The sequence below is a fragment of the Pediococcus damnosus genome (genome assembly GCF_001437255.1).
GTDB lineage: Bacteria > Bacillota > Bacilli > Lactobacillales > Lactobacillaceae > Pediococcus > Pediococcus damnosus.
Genome location: NZ_JQBD01000010.1, coordinates 25998 through 47389, shown reverse-complemented (window position 1 = coordinate 47389; position 21392 = coordinate 25998). Strand labels below are relative to the sequence as shown.

Below are 21392 nucleotides of genomic sequence, written 5' to 3'. Positions count from 1 at the left end.
GCATTATATTTCGATCTATGAATATTTCAGGGAATATAATAAAAAGTTGAATAGCTTTAGAATTCATTTCTTTTACACTTGTTTGTATTCAATGCCGGTTTGTTTTTATGACTAAATAGCAATGCTTATGTGAATTGAAGATGACATTAGGATTTGGTTAGGTATCTATTAGTTTATTTAGCACGTTATAATGTTTTGAGTTATAAGCATTAAGAATCCTTTTTAACCTCGTTTAGATGTTTTTCATTGGTGAATTTTATAACTTCGCTTGTGTAAGAAATGAGACAGATTACTCTAATAATATTTCTTAATTTTTTGGTTCTTAATATGGTAGACTTTTTTATTAATTAGCCAACTAATTAAACAAAAATGGTATAATTAGTTGTATAAACAATTATGAGCGTTAGTGACTAACTAATGGTCTGGAGAAAATATTGACGATAAATTGTTTAGAATCTTTGGCATAGGATAAATAATATGTGAAGTATAAAAATTTGTGGTTACACAATTTTCAACAGATGATTCATGATTGAATGGATTAATAAATAAAAGAAGAGTTTATGGATTCTATATTTATTCTTGAAGTCATAGTTGACTTATAATTGTTAGGTGATATGAATAAAAGAATTTATTAAATATGATGAAGTATATTATAGAGGAGTTGCAGTGTTATGCAGAAAACAGTTTCGATTATTATTCCATTCCATAATGAGCCGATTTACACAGTGTTTAATGTATTAACCTCAATAAATAATCAAATTGGTATTAATTTTGAAAAAGTTGAAGTCATTTTAGTAAATGATGGCGGTCCTGAGCTTCCAAATGGTAAGGATACTTTTAGACTACTAAAAAATTTAGATGTAATTTACCTTCGTTCAAGTGAAGGGCATGGTCCTGGGCCTGCTCGACAAATGGGAATGGATCATGCAAGTGGCCAGTATTTTATGTTTATGGATGCGGATGATCAATTCCATATTGATGGGGCTTTGTTAGATTTTTTCAATGTTACTGATAAAAAAAATTATGACATAATTGCTGGTAAGTATGTTGAACAAGCAAAGAGTATTGAGAACGGCAACCTGTTTTATGTTTTCCATGATAACAATGAAAACTATTCTATTTTTTCTAAGTGGTTTAATCGTGATCTTATTGAGCGCTATCATATTCGCTGGGCTGATGATTTGAAAGTGTTTGAAGATACTTATTTTGTTGGGCTAGCTTATGAATTTGCAACGAATATTAAGCAAATAGATGCTTACAGTTATACTTGGTTGTATAACAGTAAATCAGTTGGCCGACGTATTGATAATTCAGGGATTTCCTTTGATGACCAGTTACATATTTGGAGTAGAGGACGTCGATATTTTCTTGAACAAGTACAAAAATACAAAGCTGCGCGTGTGGAAGATTGGTTTGTGGATTATGTTGCAGATATTTATTATCGACAAAAGAAATTTAAACCAGCAAATATGGAAAAATTTACAGAAGAGCATATTCATTTGCTTCGTGAATTTAGTTCGTATTGGCTACCGGCACGCGTAAAAATTATGCAAGCAATCATAAGTTACAACATAAAAAAAACTAATTACACAGGCTTAAGTAATGATGATGCAATTAAATTTTTATACGATACAGAACAATACGCGTTAGGAAATCAATTTTCTGAAAAGGAGACGAAGTAATAATGGATGCAAAGAAAGAATTCAGGCCAACTGTGTCAATTATCATTCCCTTTTACAACGAAGATGAGTATCAGCTGATGATTGCTTTATCATCAATTAACTATCAAATTGGGATTGATTTTCGTGAAGTGGAAATTATTCTAGTTGGAGATGGTGGAAAAAAACTAAAAAGTTTAGATGATTTTTCAGTGCTTAATAATCTTAATATTCGTTACAAATATTTTACGAATAGTGGGGGCGCCGGGGTTGCTAGACAGCGTGGCATGGAAATGGCCAAGGGCAGATACTATATGTTTGTTGATGCTGATGATGAATTTTATTATGATGGTGCTCTGCAGGAGTTTTTTGATGTAGTTAAAAAGGGTGACCATGAAGTAATAGTTGCCAAGTATATTGAACAAGGTAGAAATGCAGACGGCAGTTATTTTTATTTACATAATGATCCTGTTTGGAGTGCTGCCTATGCCAAATGGTTCAATCGTGATTATGTCGAACGGATGGGCTTGCACTGGCTGGATGATGTTCGGATATTTGAGGATGTGTATTTCTGTGCCATGGCGGTAGAATTAGCGAGTGATGTTGTTTGGCTTGACTCGTTTGTTTACAGTTGGTTGTATAATGAAAAATCTACTGTTAGAGATCCTGCCTTAAAATTTAATATTCGGTTAGATCAATGGGCTAAAATGAATAAATATTATTTGCGTAAGATTAAAGAAAAGGCACCCCAGAAATTAGCGTTTGATTTTGGCAATTCTATTGCCACATTGTTTTATTGGGAGAAAAAGAATCCTGGATATGATGAGAAAACATTAGACCATGAACAACAGCTGATGTTGAAAGAAAACGCTGATTTATGGGGCTCCACACAAGATATAATGCAACAGCAATTACAGGCATTGCATCAGCCAGGTTCAGAATATGAGAACTATGATATTTCTGATTTTAGTAAATACTTGGCACATTCTGAAAAACTTTTGAAGAGTTAAGTTGAACTTTGATCCAGTTGCTTTGAAGCTAAGATAACATGAAGGTTATGACAAAAATAGATAAGGCGATTTATTATAGTTTGATTCCTATAAATTTAGGATTCAAGCTATTTTTTTAACATAGTGAATTTTAAGTAGAGTTTAGCTTTAGTATATAAAAATTAGTTTTTTCGGTATTAGAAATTTAATTTTAAAAAATCCTGTTAATTGGTTACCATTTGGGCAATTTATTAACAGGAAGATGTACATACAGTGAACGATTCCTTATTTGAAATCTATTTTAAATCCGTTTAAAAGGTTGCTATGAAATGATTTTTCAATAATATGATCGCACTTAGGTAATTGTCGGTGAACAAAGTTAGTTACATTGGCTAAACTACTCGTTGGACCGGTTGGACTGTGCCAAATGTTTTGATCAGCAGCAAAATTTGTTCCGCCAATTTCGTCCATCTTTTGTTTGTAAGCGTCAATTACATGGTCTTCACTGAGAATTGTTTTGCGTAATTCCTGCCAGCGGGATTCTACCTCTTCTGGGAAGCAAGCAAAAATTCGTTTGAACAACGGTGAATCAATATGATTCAAAACTGGATGTGGATTAGAAAGAAGTTTGCCATCTGCATCAATATCAAAACTAATATCTAAATCAATTAATGAAAACAACCAATGCTTGCCATCATAAGTGAAGACAGTTGTATTGTGAGTAACATTATCAAAGGCGTCAAGGGCCCCCGTAAACAAAATGTAATCAATCAAATTGAGAGGATCAAAGTAATTTTGGGCATTTTTATGAAATTCTTGATCGGTTGAAGAATGGATAAATTTCATTAAACGATTTGTATTTGTAAACAATTTTTTATCGGCAGCTGTATGGTGTGACATGACGCCAAAGTCAGAATCATTTAATCTGGCAGTTGGGTTTGCAAAAGCAAGATCTTTATCATTTGTGTAGCCATCAAGTGCTAACAGGAGGATTTCATCTTCATTGTTAGAATCGAGCTTGAGACTATTCGCATCGAAATAGCTTGAAAGACTGTAAATGCCATAATTCATACCATCAAAGAAGACATTGACTGGCTGGGTTTGAATGGTTCCCAACATCTCTTTATCTCTGATTTTTTCAGGATAGATTTTTTCAGTTGCTAAAATTTCTTTCCATAAAGAGTAGCCAGTTCCATTTCTGGAATGGGTTTGGTCGGTATAGTCACCACGCAAAGAAAATTTACTTCTTGGCTGCCAAGTGCCAAATTTAACTAATTTAGATTGGGATTGCTCGAAATCATTATAAAGTTCGAATTCGAAATTACGGCGCTTGAAATCTTTGGTGTAATTGCCTTGGACAGAAAACTTGATCTGGGCCAGCGTATTTTCACCGTTTGGTTGTCGAATTGTCACACTACTTATTTTAGATTTAGCTTTTGAGCGCGAGGCAGTGTCACTACCAATAAATAGAGTTGCCAATGGCTTGCCCATCTTTGTGACGGCCTGAGAACTGACCCAAAATCATGATCCGTTGGTAAAAAACTGTTTAAATTCTTGATTATCACTACGAATGGCACGAGCGGTTACCAGAATGGTTTGACCGGCTATTCTATCCTTATTAATATATCCGATCGGAATATGACTAAATTTTTTAGTTTGTGGAATGTCCTTAAAGTAAGGATAATCAATGTTAGTTTTGGCTAACGTTGCTAATTGGTTAGTGAGACTAATTTGTGAATCAAATGTGGGCGGAATAACTCCTTCTTTGGGAATCCAAACATCGTTTCCTTGCCAATTAAATTTCACAAAGGTCATGCCTGTATTCAGATTTGCTTCTTGTGTAACATGGATTGCTGTTCCGTGTAATGGTCGTGCGTCACGATTGCCAGCCACATCACCATGGTTATACGGCCACATCATTCCCTTGTAGAGACCATCGAAACGGGCAGTTTGGTCGATCGTTGCATCATAGTTCACTTCTACCATATTATTCACATATACATCGTAGTTACTATCTGACATAAACTCACCTCAACTATTATATTATGATTTAATTTTAACATTATTTTATTAGATAGATTACTATTTTTAGATATATTCCTCCTGTAATTGAGTACTGAAATGCAAATCAGTTTTGTCGTTTAATTAAAAAGCAAAGTTAAATAGAAAACGTGATTATCTTATTATTTTTATAAGCAGCAATCACATGGTAAACTAAAGAAAACAACCATATCGATACAGAGGAGGACAGCCATGCTTAGAAGATTTCAACAAACCTCATTTTTTGATTTTATCACGATCTTTTTGCGGCGGTATAAAAAAGGAAACATCTCAAACAATGGGATTGTGTTAGCTTACTATACGTTGCTATCTTTCTTTCCTTTACTCTTATTGATTGGGAATGTATTACCCTTATTAAATTTACCGGTAAACACCGTTTTGAAATATGTAAATCGAATTATGCCAGAAAATATTTATAAGATTTTGAGTCCCCTGATTAAACAACTACTAACAACTAACAATGGTGGCGTGTTATCAATTGGGGTGGTAGTGGCCCTCTGGTCTGCCAGCAAGGGGATCAGCGCCTTCCAACAGGCCTTAAACGCGACCTACGACATGGAGAACACGACCAATGCAATATTAATGCGCATTCTATCATTTTTAATTGTCCTTTTATTTATGGTGGCGTTGATTATAATTGTCTTTTCTTTTTCATTCGGGCAAGTTGCGTTAGCTTATCTCACGCCGTTGCTACAAATACCACAGGATTTTATCAATTTTGTAGAAACTATCAAGTGGCCAATTACAATTCTCGGAATTTGGTTGATTTTGACCATCTTGTATATGATCGTGCCGATGGCTAGGGTTCGTTGGCGGTACGCGTGGGCTGGTGCACTCTTTGCGATGATTGGTCTCGTTATTTTGACCCAATTTTTTACGTTATATTTACGCTATTTTGGCGGAGCAGTTACTACGTATAAAACGATTGGAACTTTTATTATTATCATGTTGTGGTTAGATTTTTTGGCCGAAATCATGCTAATTGGGGGCGTTATCAACGCAGCCTTACAAGAAAAAATTAGTGGGTTACCATTCAAACCAAAACTGAGCCATTTAAAAAGAAACCACCAAACTAGTCATTAACTGGTATAATACAAACATAATTTAAGTTAAAGGTGTGACAATTACGGAAAATATAAAAAAGCACAAAGCCTTGACCAGTGAAGCCTTGATTGTAATATTAATGCTTATTGATTGGTTAATTTTTAAAGACCCGTTAAAAGTGAGCAATCACTTTTTTATGGCAGGATTGTTACTATTGATCGTTGGTATTTTCTTTGTATTGGAGCGAGGTCATTTATTCACGGGTTGGTTTCGGCGTCCCGCTAAGGGTGAAGATGATTCGGATAGAAAGAAAATTGATGTGCATAAGGTTGGCCGAGAAAAAAATGGCCCGATTGTGATAACCAAGCCGGCCCGTTACTTCCTAAATATTGGGAGTTTTACGATTATTGTCAGTGTTTTAATTTCGTTATTTTAAATCAAAAAGGGCACGCCAGCTTAAAAGCCGGGGTGTCCTTTATTGGTAATTTTTAATCTAAAACGAATTTTTGAATTGCTTTTGCGACGCCGTTTTCTTCATTGGTACTCGTGATAAATGTAGCCAGTTTTTTAGCTTCAGGGATGGCATTTCCCATGGCAACAGGAGTACCGGCAAATTGTAACATGGATAAATCATTGCCCTGATCACCGATGGCCATGACATTTTCTGGCAGCAAATTTAGGCGCTTAGTTAGACCTTTCAATGCGTTGCCTTTGCTGGCAGACTTGTTCAATACCTCTAGAAAATAAGGTTCACTTTGAACAAAGTAGTACTTATCTAAAAATGTTTGTGGAATTTTTTTTCGAAGTTCCGTAATTTTTTCGGGTGGGTCAATAAACATACCTTTAGAAATTTTAAAATTAGCCGGCATATCGCCAACCGCCCGATAACGGATGGCCATGCGTACATAAAAACTTTCGCCAATCGTATAAGGACTAATATTTTTATTTGCAGTGTAAATGTGATTTTCTGTTTCAACATGAAAATGGTTATGCAATTTCCGGCTTAAGGCTTCTAAATCTGTGTAGTCATTATAATTTAGCGTGTGATGAATCAGGACACGACCTTCAATAGTCTGCACTAAAGCACCATTAAAGGTGATGACATACTGATCATTACCGGAAAGACCAAGTGTGTGGAGGTGCTCAGCCACGCCGGTAAGGGGACGACCGGAGCACAAAACGACTTTAACACCTGATTGGCTGGCCTGTTTGATGGCCGTAACTGTTTCTGCGGCAATGTGTTTGTCGTCTGTTAAAAGCGTGCCATCTAAGTCAATGGCAATTAGTTTAATCATGAAAGATGGCCCTCCTTTGCGTCCATAAGCACGCCATTTTTAATGTAAGACTGAAATTCTTGGTAAAGCGGATGGAATAGTTCGCCGGCATCTTGAGAAAGCATCTTTTTAGGGAAGAAGAATCGCTGATCTCCGGAAACACGACCGGTAATTGCAGCTACTAGGGCACTAGCGGTGGATAATTCGACTAAAGTGCCATCGTGTTGCATGAGCTCAATTTGGGTTCGTGGTTTGCTGGTGCTGGGATCGTACGCATCGTAAGGGAGATCGTAACTATCATTGACCGCCGTGTAATACGTACTATTGAAACCAGCTTTTTCAATTAGATTGCGTAATTCTGGTAATAAATATTCGGTTTCATGTGTAAATCGGACTGATTTGAGTGGAATGCGGTTTAAAAAGCGTTTCGATAAATCATTCAAGACGGGATCTTGATCGTCTTCCCATTGTTGGAAGTAAGTATTTAAAACGCCGTCGTCTAAGCGCAAATAATCGGTAACGGTTGCTGTGTGATCAAAGAATGGAAGCAAGAAATAAGGGACAAAATTTCGTTGCTTATCGGCATCTTTTTGATTGCCACCGTAAATTTCATTTGCGCGTTGCAACAAATGACTTAAAATCATTTCCATCGAGCGTGAAACGGGATGAAAATAAACCTGTAAGTACATTTGAAACCGGCTGACAATGAAATCTTCGACCGCATGAATGCCGCTGATTGAAAAGGCAATACCACCCTTATATGGACGCATGACCCGTAAAATTCGAGTTAAATCAAACGTGCCATAATTGGTACCGGTATAGTAAGAATCTCGAAGCAGATAATCCATTCGATCAGCATCAATTTGGCTAGAAATCATTTGGACAACTTGAGGATTTGGATATTTATGTGAAATCACACTGGCAACTTCATCCGGAAATTTAGGTGAAACGCGTCGCAAAACCTTGTTTACTTCAGTTTCTGGGCTGGTGATAATTTGTTCTGTATACCATTCGTGATCCGTATGAAAAATGTGCTCGAAAGTATGAGAATACGCACCATGACCGATATCATGAAGAAGGGCCGCACAAAGGGTGACTAACCGTTCGGAGTTGTCCCAAAGGCCATCACCTGGTGTTTTTGTCGGATAGTTGCGTTCAAAATTATCACAAATTCTGCGCGCTACTTCGTAACAGCCTAAGGAGTGCGAAAAGCGGGTATGCTCAGCGCCATGGAACACAAGTGAAGTCGTACCCAATTGATGAATGCGCCGTAACCGCTGAAATTCCTTTGTGTTAATTAAATCTAAAATAACTTGGTTTTGAACATACACATAATCATGAACCGGATCTCGAAACACTTTTTCCATTGGTAACATTTGATTGCGATAATCCATGAAAACAAGCTTCCCTTCATTAAATCATTTGTTACTAACTAGTATAACAAAGATTTGCCCATTGGTTGATGTTAAGCGGATATGTTCGTTCCCTAACCACCAATAAAAAAGAAGTTGGTTTTGTTTTGTATTCATAAGTAAATTACTGAACCAAAACACTATGATGAATGACGCATATTGGTTTATACTATAAGGAAGATGTTTTTTGAAAAGGGGTGCTGACTTTGATGGATGAATTAAATACTGGCGTGCCAATCGCCATTCACCTGGATACGTATATTACACAAGAAGGTGAACAATCTCATTTTACCTTTGATGAAGACGGTCAACTATTTCAAATGGGTGACTCAGTTTATTTACGTTACCAGGAAACAGATGAGCACACAAAGGAACCAGTGCCAGTCACGATGAAAATTGATAATGAAGGCGACGTGTTACTAACTAGATCCGGTGAAAATAAATTACGGTTGCGTTTTAGTAATGGTAAACGAATTCAGGCTCGCTACCGCACGCCATATGGGATATTACCAGTAGATACGGTAACGCCATTTTTAGAGGTCCGTATGCGTGATCAACCAATTTCAGGAACTGTAAATGTAAATTATCAATTGTTTGCCGGTGAAAGTTTATTAGGAGACTATAAAATTAGATTGCAATTTACGGCTTAAGTAATGTATCATGGAGAGTAGACTGTTGAAAGGACGTGTACCATTTTGGACTTGAAAATTTTTGATGGACAAGACAAAACAGAACTCTCATTAATTGAGGTTGCCCATGAAATTCTTGCGCAACACGGTGATTCCATGGCTTTCGTGGATCTCGCCAATGAAGTTCAACAGTATCTTGGCAAAACTGATGAAGAATTCCGTGAACGTTTGTCACAATTTTATACTGATTTAAACACTGATGGTAGCTTTATTTCTTTGGGGGATAATAGTTGGGGCTTACGTACTTGGTATCCCTTTGAATCCATTGATGAGGCTGTTATTCATACTGAAGATGATGAAGATGATGATCGTCCTAAGAAAAAGAAGCGTAAGAAGGTTAATGCTTTCTTAGCTGATGCTGCTGACGACGATGATGTGATTGATTATGATGCCGATGATCCAGAAGATGATGACGATGTTGTGGCCGGAAACGACGACGATGACTTTGATGCGACTGCGAACAACGATGATTATACAGACACCTCAAAAGATGATGACGATAATGATGATTTACCTGACGATGATTTGCCAGATGGCATTGAAGGCCAACTTTCAGAGCTTGATGACGATGATTCCGATGATGACGAATAAGTCTGTTTGTAAGGCTTGACATTATCTTAGTTACCTTGTATTATCTTTATTGGGCGCTTTGCTGTGTGCAAAGCCAACAGTACGGATTTTAGATTGTGCTCCCTATTCCAAATGGATAGGGAGCTTTTTTATTATTTTTTGAATGTCCCTTAAAAAACCTCAAAGGAGTTAGAAAATGACCAAATATATTTTTGTTACCGGCGGTGTTGTTTCTTCACTTGGTAAAGGAATCGTTGCAGCTTCTCTCGGCCGTTTACTTAAGAATCGTGGTTTGAAAGTGACCATCCAGAAGTTTGATCCATACATTAATGTGGATCCTGGAACGATGAGTCCTTATCAACATGGAGAAGTGTTTGTTACAGATGATGGCACGGAAACGGATCTTGATTTAGGTCATTATGAACGGTTTATTGATAATGATTTAAATAAGTATTCCAATGTGACCACTGGAAAAATTTATTCTGAGGTTTTAAAAAAGGAACGTCATGGCGATTACTTGGGTGCTACAGTTCAAGTCATTCCCCATATCACAGATACAATTAAAGAGAAAATCATGCGGGCCGGAACCGTTACCGATTCAGATATTGTGATTACTGAAATTGGCGGGACAGTTGGTGATATTGAATCATTACCATTCTTGGAAGCTTTACGTCAAATGAAGAGTGAAGTAGGTTCAGAGAACGTGGTTTATGTTCATACAACCCTGATTCCATATCTGCGTGCAGCTGGTGAAATGAAAACTAAACCCACCCAACACAGTGTTAAAGAATTACGGGGCGTGGGAATTCAACCAAATATTTTGGTTGTGCGGACTGAAAAGCCCATCACTCAAGCAATGCGCAATAAAATTGCTTTGTTCTGTGATGTTGATCCAGAAGCAGTTATTGAATCTCGGGATGTGGACAATCTTTATCAAATTCCTTTGAATCTTCAGGCTCAAGGAATGGATCAAATTATCATGGATCATTTTGGTTTGGATACACCACAGGCTGACATGGAAGATTGGCGGAAAATGACCGAACATGTCCGTAATGGGCTTGATCATACACTTAAGATTGCCTTGGTTGGTAAATATGTTGCCTTACAAGATGCTTATATTTCTGTTTCAGAAGCATTAAAACATGCCGGATATCCTGTAAATGCAAGAATTGAAATCAAAAAATTAGATTCGGAAAAAATTACACCGGAAAATGTTGGTGAAATTTTAGGCGATGTTGATGGCCTCATTGTGCCAGGTGGATTTGGTGATCGTGGAATTGAAGGGATGATTACGGCCATTCAATATGCGCGTGAAAATGATCTCCCATTCTTAGGAATTTGTTTAGGAATGCAGATGGCTTCAGTAGAATTCGCACGGAATGTGTTGGGCTACAAAGACGCTAACTCTACAGAAATGAATAAAGATACTAAGCACAACATTATTGATTTAATGGCTGATCAAGAAGATGTGCACGACATGGGTGGTACCCAACGTTTGGGACTTTATCCTTGCAAATTGAAGCCCGGTTCTGTAGCAGCAAAGGCTTATGATAATCAAGATGTTATTCAAGAACGTCACCGTCATCGTTATGAGTTTAATAATGAATATCGGGATGCCATGCAGGAACATGGATTGGTATTTTCTGGAACATCACCTGATAATCATTTGGTAGAAGTTATTGAGTTGCCTGAAAATAAATTCTTTGTGGCTTCTCAATATCATCCGGAATTTTTATCACGTCCACAACGTCCAGAAGGATTATTCAAAGCATTTATTGAAGCCGCTGACGAACAATAAAATAAAATTGAAAGTAGCAGATGAATTTTTTCGATTTCATTTGCTATTTTTTTATTTTATATGGATGAAGATTACCAATAAGTTAATCAAGAATAAGTTATATGGGCAAAACGACCCTTGTACGGGTTTACATGGGAATTTATTTAAATTCATGGTTGTTTTTTTCATATAGATTATTTATGATTAGAATTGACTGTACATTATTAGGATGTTTATAAGTGAGGAAAGTACACATGAAAAAAATGGTAATCCGAGGCGGACGACAACTTTCCGGTGAGGTAACAATCGGCGGTGCAAAAAATAGCACAGTGGCGTTAATTCCAGCTGCAATTTTAGCCGATACCCCTGTCCGCCTAGACTCTGTTCCTGACATCTTGGACGTTCATAATTTGATGATTATTTTAGAATCTATGAATGTCCACTCAACGTTTAAAGATGGTGTCATGGAAATTGATCCAACTAATATAATTGAAAGTGCCTTACCTAGTAGGGCAATTAAAAGTTTGCGTGCTTCCTATTACTTTATGGGTGCACTGCTTGGTCGTTTTAAACGAGCCACGGTAAGTTTTCCCGGTGGTGATAACATTGGGTCTCGTCCAATTGATCAACACATTAAAGGGTTCAAAGCTTTAGGAGCCACGGTTAACGAAAAAAATGATTCTGTCTACATTACGACCGATACGCATGAATTACATGGAGCCCATATTTTCTTAGACGTTGTGTCAGTAGGAGCGACGATCAATGTGACTTTAGCAGCTGTTAAGGCACATGGACAAACAACCATTGAAAATGCGGCTCGTGAGCCTGAAATCATTGACCTGGTGTCCTTCTTGAATAGTTTGGGCGCTAAAATTCGGGGAGCAGGGACTGATGTGATCCGGATTGAAGGCGTGGACAGTCTTCGAAGTAACGCGACGCATACCATTATTCCAGATCGTATTGAAGCTGGGACTTATTTGTCATTAGCAGCCTCAGTTGGTGATGGCATTCAAATCAATAACATTATTCCAGAGCATTTGGAATCCTTTAACTCGAAACTTCTTGAATTGGGTGTTGATTTACAAGTTGGCGATGATAGTATTTATGTTCCAAAAACGAAGAATCTGCATCCAATTGAAATTAAAACAAATCCATTTCCTGGTTTTGCCACCGATTTACAACAACCAATTACCCCCGCGCTGATGAAGGCTGACGGAAGCAGCGTGATTATTGATAGTATTTATCCTAAACGAATTAAACATATTTCTCAGCTCCAGAAAATGGGAGCTAACGTCCGGGTTGAAAATGATATTATTATTGTCGATCATACCGATGAGTTGCATGGCGCAACGGTTGAAGCAGGAGAGATTCGTGCTGGTGCCGCATTAATGATTGCTGGACTTATGGCAAATGGGACAACAATTATCCAAAAAGCAGAAAATATTCTTCGCGGTTATGATCGGATTGTCTATAAATTAAAGCAATTAGGTGCCGATATTAAAATTGTGAGTGACGAAACAGAAAAAGTAAAATAGAGGTAAACTATGAGCGATTTTTTAACGATGGCGGAATTACAAAATATGACGCTCAAACAGATTTATAGTTTTGCTCGCCAGTTTAAGATCCCGTATTATGGACAAATGAACAAGGCTGAGTTAGCACTTGCCATTGTTCGTGCCCAGGCTAAAGAACAAGATTTTGTGGAAATGGAAGGCGTCTTGGATATTGTTTCCCAAGAAGGCTTTGGTTTCTTAAGGCCGATCAATTATGGTCCATCTCAAGAAGATATATACATTTCAGCATCTCAGATCACTAGATTTGGGCTCCGTAATGGCGATTTAGTAACAGGGAAAGCAAGGCATCCTAAGCCTTCCGAGCGTTACTACGGTTTGATGCATGTGGATCAGGTTAACGGAAAAAATCCTGAAGAAGCAAAGCAAAGACCACATTTTCCAGCTTTAACCCCGGTTTATCCAAAACAACAAATTAAATTGGAAACAACCACTGATGTATTATCAACGCGCTTAGTTGATATTTTTACGCCGATTGGATTTGGCCAGCGGGGATTAATTGTAGCTCCACCTAAAGCAGGAAAGACAACTCTTTTAAAGGCGATTGCCAATGGAATTGCAACCAATTATCCTAAGGTTAAACTCATTGTGTTGTTGATTGATGAACGGCCCGAAGAAGTTACTGACTTGGAACGTTCAATTAAAGGCGAAGTGGTATCGTCTACTTTTGATAAAGAACCCAAAAATCATATCAAGGTTTCGGAGCTAGTTTTAGAACGGGCACTTCGTTTGGTAGAGGACAAAGAAGACGTTGTGATCTTGTTAGATTCCATCACTCGGTTAACACGTGCTTACAATTTGGTGATTCCACCGAGTGGACGAACTTTATCAGGTGGGATTGATCCAGCTGCTTTTTACAAGCCTAAAAAATTCTTTGGTGCCGCTCGTAATATTGAGGAGGGTGGTAGTTTAACCATCCTGGGGACTACTTTGGTAGAAACGGGCAGTCGATTAGATGATGTCATTTATGAAGAATTTAAGGGAACAGGTAACTCAGAATTAACATTATCGCGGGAACTTGCAGAACGACGGGTTTTCCCAGCTCTAGATATCAAACAATCAGGAACTCGAAAAGAAGAGCTTTTACTGCCACAAAGTACTTTGGACGAAGTTTGGCGCATTCGACGGGCAATGGTTGGCGATTCACTGGAAACCACAGAGCAATTGTTACAATTTTTACGTAACACCAAAAATGACAAAGAATTTTTGCGTGATATTAAAAATGTTAAGTTCAAATCTGCGGGACGAAATCGCCAATCTCGGTAAAATTGGTTTGCGTATAACAGATATTCATGATATTATAATGAACGTTGATTAATTATGAAAAATAACTATGTCTCAGTAAATGACTCATGGCAAAGGAGTGTACTAACAATGAAAAAAGGAATTCATCCAGATTATCACGATGTCGTATTTCAGGATTCAACAACTGGTTTTAAATTTATTTCCGGTTCAACAAAGAATTCTGCAGAAACCATTAAGATGGACGATGGTAAAGAATATCCATTAGTTCGTGTTGAAATTTCATCTGATTCTCACCCATTCTACACAGGTCGTCAGAAGTTCAACCAAGTCGATGGAACTGTCGATCGTTTCAGCAAGAAATACGGTCTTACAGAAGACAAAAAGTAAGCATAAATTTGAAAAGCTCAAGTCACAGCAATGTTGGCTTGCGCTTTTTTATTATATTAAAAAATCCAGCTTTCTCTCAATAGCAGTTCTACTGCTAGGGGAAAGCTGGATTTTTTAGTTTGCACGTGCATGGCGATCAGAATGTGTGTTTATTTGGACAAGGATAAAGTTTATAGCGACTAGGATGGAAGTAGAGATGAAAACTGATCCGTAATCAAAGGCGCCAGAAACTGCCGATCCAATTAAGGGTCCGGACATGTTGCCTAGTGCTTGGAAAGATTGGTTCCAACTAAATACTCGGCCGGTAACTTCGGCAGGCGATCGCTTGGAAAGAATGGCCTGAACGGCGGGTAACATAGCGCCATCAGAGATACCAACCATGAAACGGAAAAATCCCAATAACCAAACGGAATGGACAAATGCCATCGGAATATACATACAGATCGCAAAAATGAAGCCAATCGACAAAATCTTTTCAGTGCCGATGCGATCACCAACCTCACCCAAACGAGGAGCCGAGAACAGTGTTGCAATTCCCGGAATTGCTGCAATTACGCCGGCAACTAAGGTGACTGGGCCGATATTGTGCATCAATTGGCGGACATATAAACTTAAAATGGGGGTGATCGAATTATTCGAAGCTTGGATGATCATGGTAGTTATAAACATACCAAACACAATTTTGGGATTTTCTAGTTTACCGATAACTTCTTTTGTCGACAAAGGTTTGGCCCGTTTTACCGGATGAAAATGCTCATGAACAAAGAAGTAACTGAGGAAAAACACAATCAGTAAAAGCCCGCCGGTAATAAAGAAGGTTACGCGATACGAGAAGAACTCAGCTAAAGCACCTCCAAGCAAGGGACCAATTAGATTACCGCTGACATAACCTGTTGAGAGGGTTCCAAGTGCCAACCCGCTTTTTTCTTTCGGCGTTTCGGTAGCTAAAAGTGCATTAGAATTACTAATATATCCGGAAAAGACTCCCTGAAGCATTCGGAGGGCAATGAGTTGCCAGACGTTTTGGACAAAGCCCATCGCCCCAAGCACAAATGCCATCCCAAGTGAGGCGCGCAGAATCATTAACTTACGTCCTTTTGAATCTGCTAGTCTTCCCCAGATTGGCGAAACCAAGGCGGTTACTAAATAGGTTGCGGAATATGTAATACCACTGTAAAATGTAAGTTGTTGCTTACTGAATTGCCCAAGGGTATCGACGTATAAAGACAGAAAAGGCATGACTTCACTAAAAGCCATTCCTGCCATGAAAGTGCCAAACCACAGGACAATTAAGTTTTGCTCCCACGGGGCGCGTTTTTTTGAAAAGAAATTTGTTATTTTAGAAATCACAGTTTGACACCCTTTCTAAGATTATAAATGAATCAGTAAAACCATATTTATTAGAATACCACTATTTAAGTGACAAGGAGATACACATGTCAAAAAAATCTACTTCAAAAAAAACATCTAAGTTTGGAAGATGGCTAGCCACCATTTTAGTTTTTCTTTTATTACTTGTGAGTTTGGCGTTAATTTTTAATGCCCAAATTAAGGACTGGCTGGTTGATTCATACAAACCACAGGTTACGCAACAGTCAATTGCAAAAAATAAAAAGAAGAAAGCCAGTTATGATTTTCAAAGTGTTAAATCACTAGATTTTCAAACAGTGGCTAAAGCCCGCACCAATGCCTCAAAATTGGACGTAGTGGGCGAGATAAGTATCCCAAAGGTAAAGTTAAACCTCCAGATTACAAACGGGATAACCAATGAAAATTTGGCTTTGACGGCAGCTACCTTAAAAGCCAATATGAAGATGGGTCAAGGCAATTACGCCTTGGCAGGTCATCATATGGTACGTAAAGATATTTTGTTCAGTCCGTTATATTGGAAGATGCGGCCAGGAATGATGATCTATGTAACTGATCTTAAACGGATTTATAGTTATAAGGCAACGGAACGGAAGTTTATTGCCGCGACTCGGGTGGATGTTATCAATAATGTGCCAAACAAGAAATTGATCACATTGATTACGTGTGATGCAACCGGAGCCAATCGATTAATGATTCGTGGTAAATATGAAGGTTCAGTGCCATATAAAAAAGCTCCTGAAAAAATTCAGAAGGGCTTTACAAAAAACTTTAATAATAAGTAATGCTTTCTAGAGTGCAAAGGCCTGACAAAAATTGTTAGGCCTTTTTACTTGGACTGAGAAGTTAAAAATTTTATCCAGTCATCAACGCCAGCCGAAATTTGTTGATAGGCTGCTTCGAATTTATGCGTGTACCAGGGATCTGGGACGTCTGTATTTGGTTTTTTAGAAGAAACGGACATGAACAATTTGATCTTCGCAGTGGAAGCTGCCGGCGCAAGATTTTTGAGATCTAAAATATTTTGATGATCCATTCCGATTAACCAATCAAATGTTTGGAAGTCGCTAGTGGTGACGGGACGTGAAATTAGACCTTTAGGATCAACGTGGTGTTTTTGAAGGACAGCTAAAGTTTGAGCGTGAGGCGGATTGCCTTCTTCCCAATCACTGGTTCCGGCTGAATCAGCTGAAAACTGGTTAGTCAAGTTTGCTTGATTAATTTTTTGCTGAAAGAGGGCTTCTGCCATTGGTGAACGGCAAATATTGCCGAGACACACAAATAAAATTTTTTCCATAAGATCACCTATTTCTAAATATTGTTTGAATTCCCACCCTAATGCTTTATAAAGCAGCAGTGGTCTGGTATCATCAAGTTATCAAATCGTAGAGGAGAATTCATATGACAGGGATAATAATCGCAGTCGTTGTGGTCCTTTTAATCGGATTGTATATTCTATTATATAACAACCTAGTTAAGGCCAGAACTTATACGCAAGAATCATGGAGTCAAATTAATGTGCAACTTAAACGCCGGAATGATCTGATTCCCAATTTAGTTTCAACCGTTCAGGGATATGCATCGTATGAAAAAAGTACCTTTACTAAGGTAGTTGAATTACGAAACCAGCTTGTTTCTGCAACGGATAAGCCTCAGACCACTGACGCAGAGCGGGCACAGACCATGGCATTATCTGACCAATTAAGTGGGCAGTTAAAGAGTGTGTTTGCGTTATCTGAAAACTATCCAGACTTAAAGGCCAGTGCAGAGTTTTCTAAGCTAATGGAAGAACTAACGAATACAGAAAATAAAATTGCGTATTCACGTCAGCTGTATAACTCAAGTGTGGCTAGTTACAACATGAAGTTACAAACGTTCCCAAGTAATTTGGTGGCCAGTATGACAAAATTCAAAGCTGCTACCTATCTAGAAGTACCAAAAGAAGAGACAAAAACACCAAAAGTGTCATTTAAAAAATACGAAGATTTATAGAATCGGTTGGCTAACGGGGAGTGATGAATGATGCTGTTTGAACAAATTGCGCGAAACAAGCGACGAACTGTTTATGTAATGATTGGATTTAGTCTACTGGTCCTTTTTATTGGTGGTGCCTTAGGATATGTATTCTATGATAGTGCCATCTCGGGAATAGTAATGGCTGCTGTGGTTGCTGCAGTTTATATGGGGCTTATGATTTCACAGTCTACTTCAGTCGTAATGCGGATGAATCACGCCCACGAGGTTAGCGAAGCCGATCAACCAGAACTTTGGCACATTGTCGAAGATATGGCGATGGTTGGGAAAGTTCCAATGCCAAAGGTATACATTATAGATGATGAAAGTCCTAATGCGTTTGCGACCGGGAATGATCCCAAGCATGCATCAGTGGCTGTAACGAGTGGCATTATGAAACGACTGAATCGTGAAGAGTTGGAGGGCGTTTTAGGTCACGAAATTTCTCATATTCGTAATTACGATATTCGATTACAAACGATTGCCTTGGCGCTATCTGCGGCAATTTCAATGTTGGTCAATATTGGAATGCGTTCTTTTTGGTGGGGCGGTGGCAGACGGCGAAGCAATAACAACAATTCAGAAGGCGGCAATATGCAGATTGTGTTGTTGATTGCCTCAATTGTGTTAATTATTTTGGGACCGTTGGCTGCTTCGATTGCCCAAATGGCCTTATCACGAAACCGTGAATATTTAGCGGATGCGTCGAGTGTTGAACTTACCCGTAATCCACAGGGGCTAATTACGGCGTTAGAAAAGATTTCGTCAAGCGATCCTATGAAAGAGGCGGATCCGACTAGTTCCGCTTTGTATATTTCTGATCCGTTAAAAAGGAAAAAAGGTTTTTCTCATTTGTTTGATACCCATCCGCCAATTGAGGATCGCATCGAAAGGCTAAAGAAGATGTAAGCCATTTGATGAAATTGGGCGTACAATAATAATATGAACAGATAATTCATTGAAAGTGAGCTATTAAGATCATGCGGGATGATTTCGTTTATATCCATTTGGAGCCGATTGCAAATTTAATTTACTCAAGAGGACTAAGTGTTGAAGATTTCTTACGTGGCATTCCAAGAATACCTACGCATATTTTGCTGTTGAACACGCCGATCAACGATAATTTAAGTGTTGAACCGCATACCCAACTAAATACGATTAGTGGGACTTTTAATATCCGTAAATATCTAACCAATCCTAAAGCGGAGCATGTTAGCTGGTTGGACTACTCTCATGCAGAGGGTTTGGAAGAATTGTTACCGGAAGAAATTGCTGAATTGTTATTTTTGGGACATATGCATACGCATTATACGACGCCATTTTCATATAAATTACAAAATGAATTTGTTTTTCTTTCTTTAGGAAGTAAACATTTAAAGGTTTACTATCGAAAGTTGAAAAACTTTTACCCTGTTCTAAATGATTCATTAATTCGGCATACGCGGTTAGCATTTAATGAACGACGAATGTTTCGAAGGTATGATAATTTTGCAGAGATTCCGCAGTCAATGCTTCGGCAGTTAACGCCAATTTTGAGTAATGGAATTATTTTTGCGTTTGATCAGGCTTTTGAACAGGAAAAACAATATCGGATTCCAATTTTAGTGGTGGCGGATAATGGGCAATCACCTATCTATCGAAGTCGCACTTCACTATATAATAAGGCTAAACAGGTAGCTGTGCTCCGTTACAACATGACAAGCGGCCATTGGCATTTAGTGATTACCGATTCTCACGCATTTGAGGATGATCAATTCTATTAAAGATTCAATTAATGAATTTAGTTTAAAATTAAAATTGTTGTTTTAGAATTAAGATACTGGCCGGTTTAATAGGCCTGAGTACCTTAATTCTTTTTGTTTTAGTGGGCATAAAAATAGAAAAATAGCATTATGTGGTATAATTTAAAGGTTGTAAATCAAAAAATTAGGAGTATGGATAAAATGAAAATGCAGTTGACAGAGATTGCCAATGCGATTGGAATTGAAGATGTACCTGAACATTGGGCGGCAATTACGATTGCAAACGTTGAGTTTGATAGCCGCAAGGTACGACCAAATTCACTATTTATTCCATTACAAGGGCAGCGAGACGGGCATGACTTTGCGGACACCGCGATCAAAAACGGGGCGGTTGCCACATTATGGGCAAAAGACCACACGAATGTTCCAACCGATTATCCAGCTTTGGTTGTGGATGATCCGTTGGAAGCATTGCAAAATCTAGCAGTTTATTATTTAGGAAAAATCAATCCTAAAGTTGTTGCCATTACAGGCAGCAACGGGAAAACAACGACTAAAGATATGACCGCTTCCTTGTTGGAAACTGAATATAATGTAGTTAAAACTGAAGCTAATTTTAATAATGACATTGGGGTTCCAGTGACATTATTAAATATGAATGCAAATACTGAAGTTGTGATTGTTGAAATGGGAATGGATCGCCCTGGGCAGTTAGACTTTCTAAGCAAGATGGTCCAGCCAGATACAGCTGTCATTACAATGATTGGTGAAGCTCACATTGAATTCTTTGGTACACGTGAAAAAATTGCGGATGCCAAAATGGAAATTACGGACGGTTTGAAAGATGATGGTTTGTTTATTTATAATGGTGACGAGCCCCTCTTAAGGGAACGAAGTAAGCAAGTTGACCAAGAGCAGTACACATTTGGCGATAGTGCGGCTGATAATCTTTTTTCTAGCAATGTCCAATTGGCAAAAAATCACACCGACTTTGAGATCAATTTAGTTCCTAACAAAACATATCGAATTCCGATGATTGGCAAGTATAATGTGATGAACGCGTTGGCGGCCATTGCGGTGGCGAAAGCTTACCACGTAGATCCTGCAAAAATTGGGGATGCACTCAGTAATTTTCAAATCACGCATAATCGGACTGAGTGGGTGCAAGGAAATGCCGGCGAGGCAATTTTAAGCGATGTGTATAATTCTAATCCTACAGCAGCTAAAGAAGTTTTGGATTCCTTTAGTCATACGGATACTGAAGGTCAACGAATGGTTGTTTTAGGGGATATGCTTGAATTAGGTGAGCAATCAGACGAAATGCACGTTAGTTTATCCGATTATTTGGACCCTAAATTAATTTCACAGGTCTATTTGGTCGGTAATCACATGAAAGCCTTAGCCCAGGCACTAGAAGCAAAATATAAAAAAGAACAGATTCATTGGTATACAGTAGAACAAGAAGATCAGGTAATTAAAGACCTTCAAGCTCGCTTAACGAAGCAAGATGAAATCTTGATTAAAGGTAGTCACGGGATCCATCTTGAGAAAGTTCTAGCAGGCCTGAAAGACTCATAAAGTAAGCGTTATAA

21 protein-coding genes are annotated in these 21392 nt (G+C 38.1%); 15 read left to right on the top strand and 6 right to left on the bottom strand.

The features are described 5' to 3' along the window. Nucleotides 1–671 precede the first annotated feature (671 nt). On the top strand, nt 672–1682 hold the full coding sequence (locus IV84_RS02615; protein ID WP_056986065.1) for a glycosyltransferase family 2 protein: 1011 nt from the start codon (nt 672–674) through the stop codon (nt 1680–1682). A 2-nt stretch (nt 1683–1684) separates the two neighbouring features. Beyond that, the gene (locus IV84_RS02610) at nt 1685–2668 is read left to right on the top strand and encodes a glycosyltransferase family 2 protein (protein ID WP_056986064.1); all 984 of its coding nucleotides are present in this window, start codon (nt 1685–1687) and stop codon (nt 2666–2668) included. 264 nt (nt 2669–2932) lie between these two features. Here the strand turns inward: IV84_RS02610 and IV84_RS02605 are convergent, their stop codons facing one another. Together IV84_RS02605 and IV84_RS02600 are read right to left on the bottom strand one after the other, a co-directional pair. Beyond that, entirely contained in the window at nt 2933–4126 is a 1194-nt protein-coding gene (locus IV84_RS02605; RefSeq protein ID WP_062909601.1) for a CotH kinase family protein, read from the bottom strand. 42 nt (nt 4127–4168) lie between these two features. Continuing rightward, complete coding sequence (locus IV84_RS02600; protein ID WP_056986062.1) at nt 4169–4669, bottom strand: GW dipeptide domain-containing protein; 501 nt, start codon at nt 4667–4669, stop codon at nt 4169–4171. Nucleotides 4670–4900: 231 nt separating this feature from the next. On the opposite strand from IV84_RS02600, the gene IV84_RS02595 reads away from it, so the two are divergent. Next, nucleotides 4901–5791 carry a YihY/virulence factor BrkB family protein gene (locus tag IV84_RS02595; protein ID WP_046871591.1) on the top strand — a complete coding sequence of 297 codons (891 nt, stop codon included), beginning with the start codon at nt 4901–4903 and terminating at the stop codon, nt 5789–5791. Nucleotides 5792–5891: 100 nt separating this feature from the next. Beyond that, nucleotides 5892–6188: a DUF3899 domain-containing protein gene (locus tag IV84_RS02590; RefSeq protein ID WP_145913124.1), complete on the top strand. Its 297-nt coding sequence runs from the start codon at nt 5892–5894 to the stop codon at nt 6186–6188. Between the two features lie 52 nt (nt 6189–6240). Here the strand turns inward: IV84_RS02590 and yidA are convergent, their stop codons facing one another. Continuing rightward, entirely contained in the window at nt 6241–7047 is an 807-nt protein-coding gene (yidA, locus tag IV84_RS02585) for a sugar-phosphatase (protein ID WP_046871593.1), read from the bottom strand. Next, on the bottom strand, nt 7044–8420 hold the full coding sequence (locus tag IV84_RS02580) for an HD domain-containing protein (protein WP_046871594.1): 1377 nt from the start codon (nt 8418–8420) through the stop codon (nt 7044–7046). The genes yidA and IV84_RS02580 overlap by 4 nt, the downstream gene beginning before the upstream one ends. A gap of 227 nt (nt 8421–8647) precedes the next feature. Between IV84_RS02580 and IV84_RS02575 the strand changes: the two genes are divergently transcribed. The 6 genes from IV84_RS02575 (at nt 8648) to IV84_RS02550 (ending at nt 14677) form a co-directional block, all read left to right on the top strand. Further along, nucleotides 8648–9088 (top strand): YwiB family protein, encoded by a 441-nt coding sequence (locus IV84_RS02575; RefSeq protein WP_046871595.1) that lies wholly within the window; start codon nt 8648–8650, stop codon nt 9086–9088. A gap of 45 nt (nt 9089–9133) precedes the next feature. Further along, nucleotides 9134–9718, top strand: coding sequence for a DNA-directed RNA polymerase subunit delta (rpoE, locus tag IV84_RS02570; protein ID WP_056986061.1), 585 nt, complete (start codon nt 9134–9136; stop codon nt 9716–9718). Between the two features lie 175 nt (nt 9719–9893). Next, nucleotides 9894–11495, top strand: coding sequence for a CTP synthase (locus IV84_RS02565; protein ID WP_046871597.1), 1602 nt, complete (start codon nt 9894–9896; stop codon nt 11493–11495). Between the two features lie 233 nt (nt 11496–11728). Further along, nucleotides 11729–13009, top strand: coding sequence for a UDP-N-acetylglucosamine 1-carboxyvinyltransferase (locus IV84_RS02560; RefSeq protein ID WP_056986060.1), 1281 nt, complete (start codon nt 11729–11731; stop codon nt 13007–13009). Between the two features lie 9 nt (nt 13010–13018). Continuing rightward, nucleotides 13019–14311 (top strand): transcription termination factor Rho, encoded by a 1293-nt coding sequence (gene rho / locus IV84_RS02555; RefSeq protein ID WP_046871599.1) that lies wholly within the window; start codon nt 13019–13021, stop codon nt 14309–14311. A 108-nt stretch (nt 14312–14419) separates the two neighbouring features. Continuing rightward, nucleotides 14420–14677: a type B 50S ribosomal protein L31 gene (locus IV84_RS02550; protein ID WP_056986059.1), complete on the top strand. Its 258-nt coding sequence runs from the start codon at nt 14420–14422 to the stop codon at nt 14675–14677. A gap of 114 nt (nt 14678–14791) precedes the next feature. Here IV84_RS02550 and IV84_RS02545 read toward each other — a convergent pair whose 3' ends face one another. Then, nucleotides 14792–16024: a multidrug efflux MFS transporter gene (locus tag IV84_RS02545; RefSeq protein WP_046871621.1), complete on the bottom strand. Its 1233-nt coding sequence runs from the start codon at nt 16022–16024 to the stop codon at nt 14792–14794. Nucleotides 16025–16113: 89 nt separating this feature from the next. Between IV84_RS02545 and IV84_RS02540 the strand changes: the two genes are divergently transcribed. Beyond that, nucleotides 16114–16830 carry a class A sortase gene (locus IV84_RS02540; RefSeq protein ID WP_046871601.1) on the top strand — a complete coding sequence of 239 codons (717 nt, stop codon included), beginning with the start codon at nt 16114–16116 and terminating at the stop codon, nt 16828–16830. Nucleotides 16831–16874: 44 nt separating this feature from the next. Here the strand turns inward: IV84_RS02540 and IV84_RS02535 are convergent, their stop codons facing one another. Next, nucleotides 16875–17342, bottom strand: coding sequence for a low molecular weight protein-tyrosine-phosphatase (locus IV84_RS02535; protein WP_056986058.1), 468 nt, complete (start codon nt 17340–17342; stop codon nt 16875–16877). A 104-nt stretch (nt 17343–17446) separates the two neighbouring features. On the opposite strand from IV84_RS02535, the gene IV84_RS02530 reads away from it, so the two are divergent. The 4 genes from IV84_RS02530 (at nt 17447) to IV84_RS02515 (ending at nt 21378) form a co-directional block, all read left to right on the top strand. After that, nucleotides 17447–18037, top strand: coding sequence for a LemA family protein (locus tag IV84_RS02530; RefSeq protein ID WP_046871603.1), 591 nt, complete (start codon nt 17447–17449; stop codon nt 18035–18037). A 30-nt stretch (nt 18038–18067) separates the two neighbouring features. After that, nucleotides 18068–18967: a zinc metalloprotease HtpX gene (gene htpX, locus IV84_RS02525; RefSeq protein WP_046871604.1), complete on the top strand. Its 900-nt coding sequence runs from the start codon at nt 18068–18070 to the stop codon at nt 18965–18967. A 71-nt stretch (nt 18968–19038) separates the two neighbouring features. Next, nucleotides 19039–19821 carry a hypothetical protein gene (locus IV84_RS02520; RefSeq protein WP_046871605.1) on the top strand — a complete coding sequence of 261 codons (783 nt, stop codon included), beginning with the start codon at nt 19039–19041 and terminating at the stop codon, nt 19819–19821. A 180-nt stretch (nt 19822–20001) separates the two neighbouring features. After that, nucleotides 20002–21378 carry a UDP-N-acetylmuramoyl-tripeptide--D-alanyl-D-alanine ligase gene (locus IV84_RS02515; RefSeq protein WP_046871606.1) on the top strand — a complete coding sequence of 459 codons (1377 nt, stop codon included), beginning with the start codon at nt 20002–20004 and terminating at the stop codon, nt 21376–21378. The last annotated feature ends 14 nt before the right edge of the window (nt 21379–21392 follow it).

Excerpts from the sequence above, each read along its gene's own strand:
- IV84_RS02615 (WP_056986065.1), top strand. The coding sequence starts at position 672 with ATGCAGAAAACAGTTTCGATTATTATTCCATTCCATAATGAGCCGATT.
- IV84_RS02610 (WP_056986064.1), top strand. The coding sequence starts at position 1,685 with ATGGATGCAAAGAAAGAATTCAGGCCAACTGTGTCAATTATCATTCCC.
- IV84_RS02600 (WP_056986062.1), bottom strand. The coding sequence starts at position 4,669 with ATGTCAGATAGTAACTACGATGTATATGTGAATAATATGGTAGAAGTG.
- IV84_RS02595 (WP_046871591.1), top strand. The coding sequence starts at position 4,901 with ATGCTTAGAAGATTTCAACAAACCTCATTTTTTGATTTTATCACGATC.
- IV84_RS02590 (WP_145913124.1), top strand. The coding sequence starts at position 5,892 with ATGCTTATTGATTGGTTAATTTTTAAAGACCCGTTAAAAGTGAGCAAT.
- yidA (WP_046871593.1), bottom strand. The coding sequence starts at position 7,047 with ATGATTAAACTAATTGCCATTGACTTAGATGGCACGCTTTTAACAGAC.
- IV84_RS02580 (WP_046871594.1), bottom strand. The coding sequence starts at position 8,420 with ATGGATTATCGCAATCAAATGTTACCAATGGAAAAAGTGTTTCGAGAT.
- IV84_RS02575 (WP_046871595.1), top strand. The coding sequence starts at position 8,648 with ATGGATGAATTAAATACTGGCGTGCCAATCGCCATTCACCTGGATACG.
- IV84_RS02565 (WP_046871597.1), top strand. The coding sequence starts at position 9,894 with ATGACCAAATATATTTTTGTTACCGGCGGTGTTGTTTCTTCACTTGGT.
- IV84_RS02560 (WP_056986060.1), top strand. The coding sequence starts at position 11,729 with ATGAAAAAAATGGTAATCCGAGGCGGACGACAACTTTCCGGTGAGGTA.
- rho (WP_046871599.1), top strand. The coding sequence starts at position 13,019 with ATGAGCGATTTTTTAACGATGGCGGAATTACAAAATATGACGCTCAAA.
- IV84_RS02550 (WP_056986059.1), top strand. The coding sequence starts at position 14,420 with ATGAAAAAAGGAATTCATCCAGATTATCACGATGTCGTATTTCAGGAT.
- IV84_RS02540 (WP_046871601.1), top strand. The coding sequence starts at position 16,114 with ATGTCAAAAAAATCTACTTCAAAAAAAACATCTAAGTTTGGAAGATGG.
- IV84_RS02535 (WP_056986058.1), bottom strand. The coding sequence starts at position 17,342 with ATGGAAAAAATTTTATTTGTGTGTCTCGGCAATATTTGCCGTTCACCA.
- IV84_RS02530 (WP_046871603.1), top strand. The coding sequence starts at position 17,447 with ATGACAGGGATAATAATCGCAGTCGTTGTGGTCCTTTTAATCGGATTG.
- htpX (WP_046871604.1), top strand. The coding sequence starts at position 18,068 with ATGCTGTTTGAACAAATTGCGCGAAACAAGCGACGAACTGTTTATGTA.
- IV84_RS02520 (WP_046871605.1), top strand. The coding sequence starts at position 19,039 with ATGCGGGATGATTTCGTTTATATCCATTTGGAGCCGATTGCAAATTTA.
- IV84_RS02515 (WP_046871606.1), top strand. The coding sequence starts at position 20,002 with ATGAAAATGCAGTTGACAGAGATTGCCAATGCGATTGGAATTGAAGAT.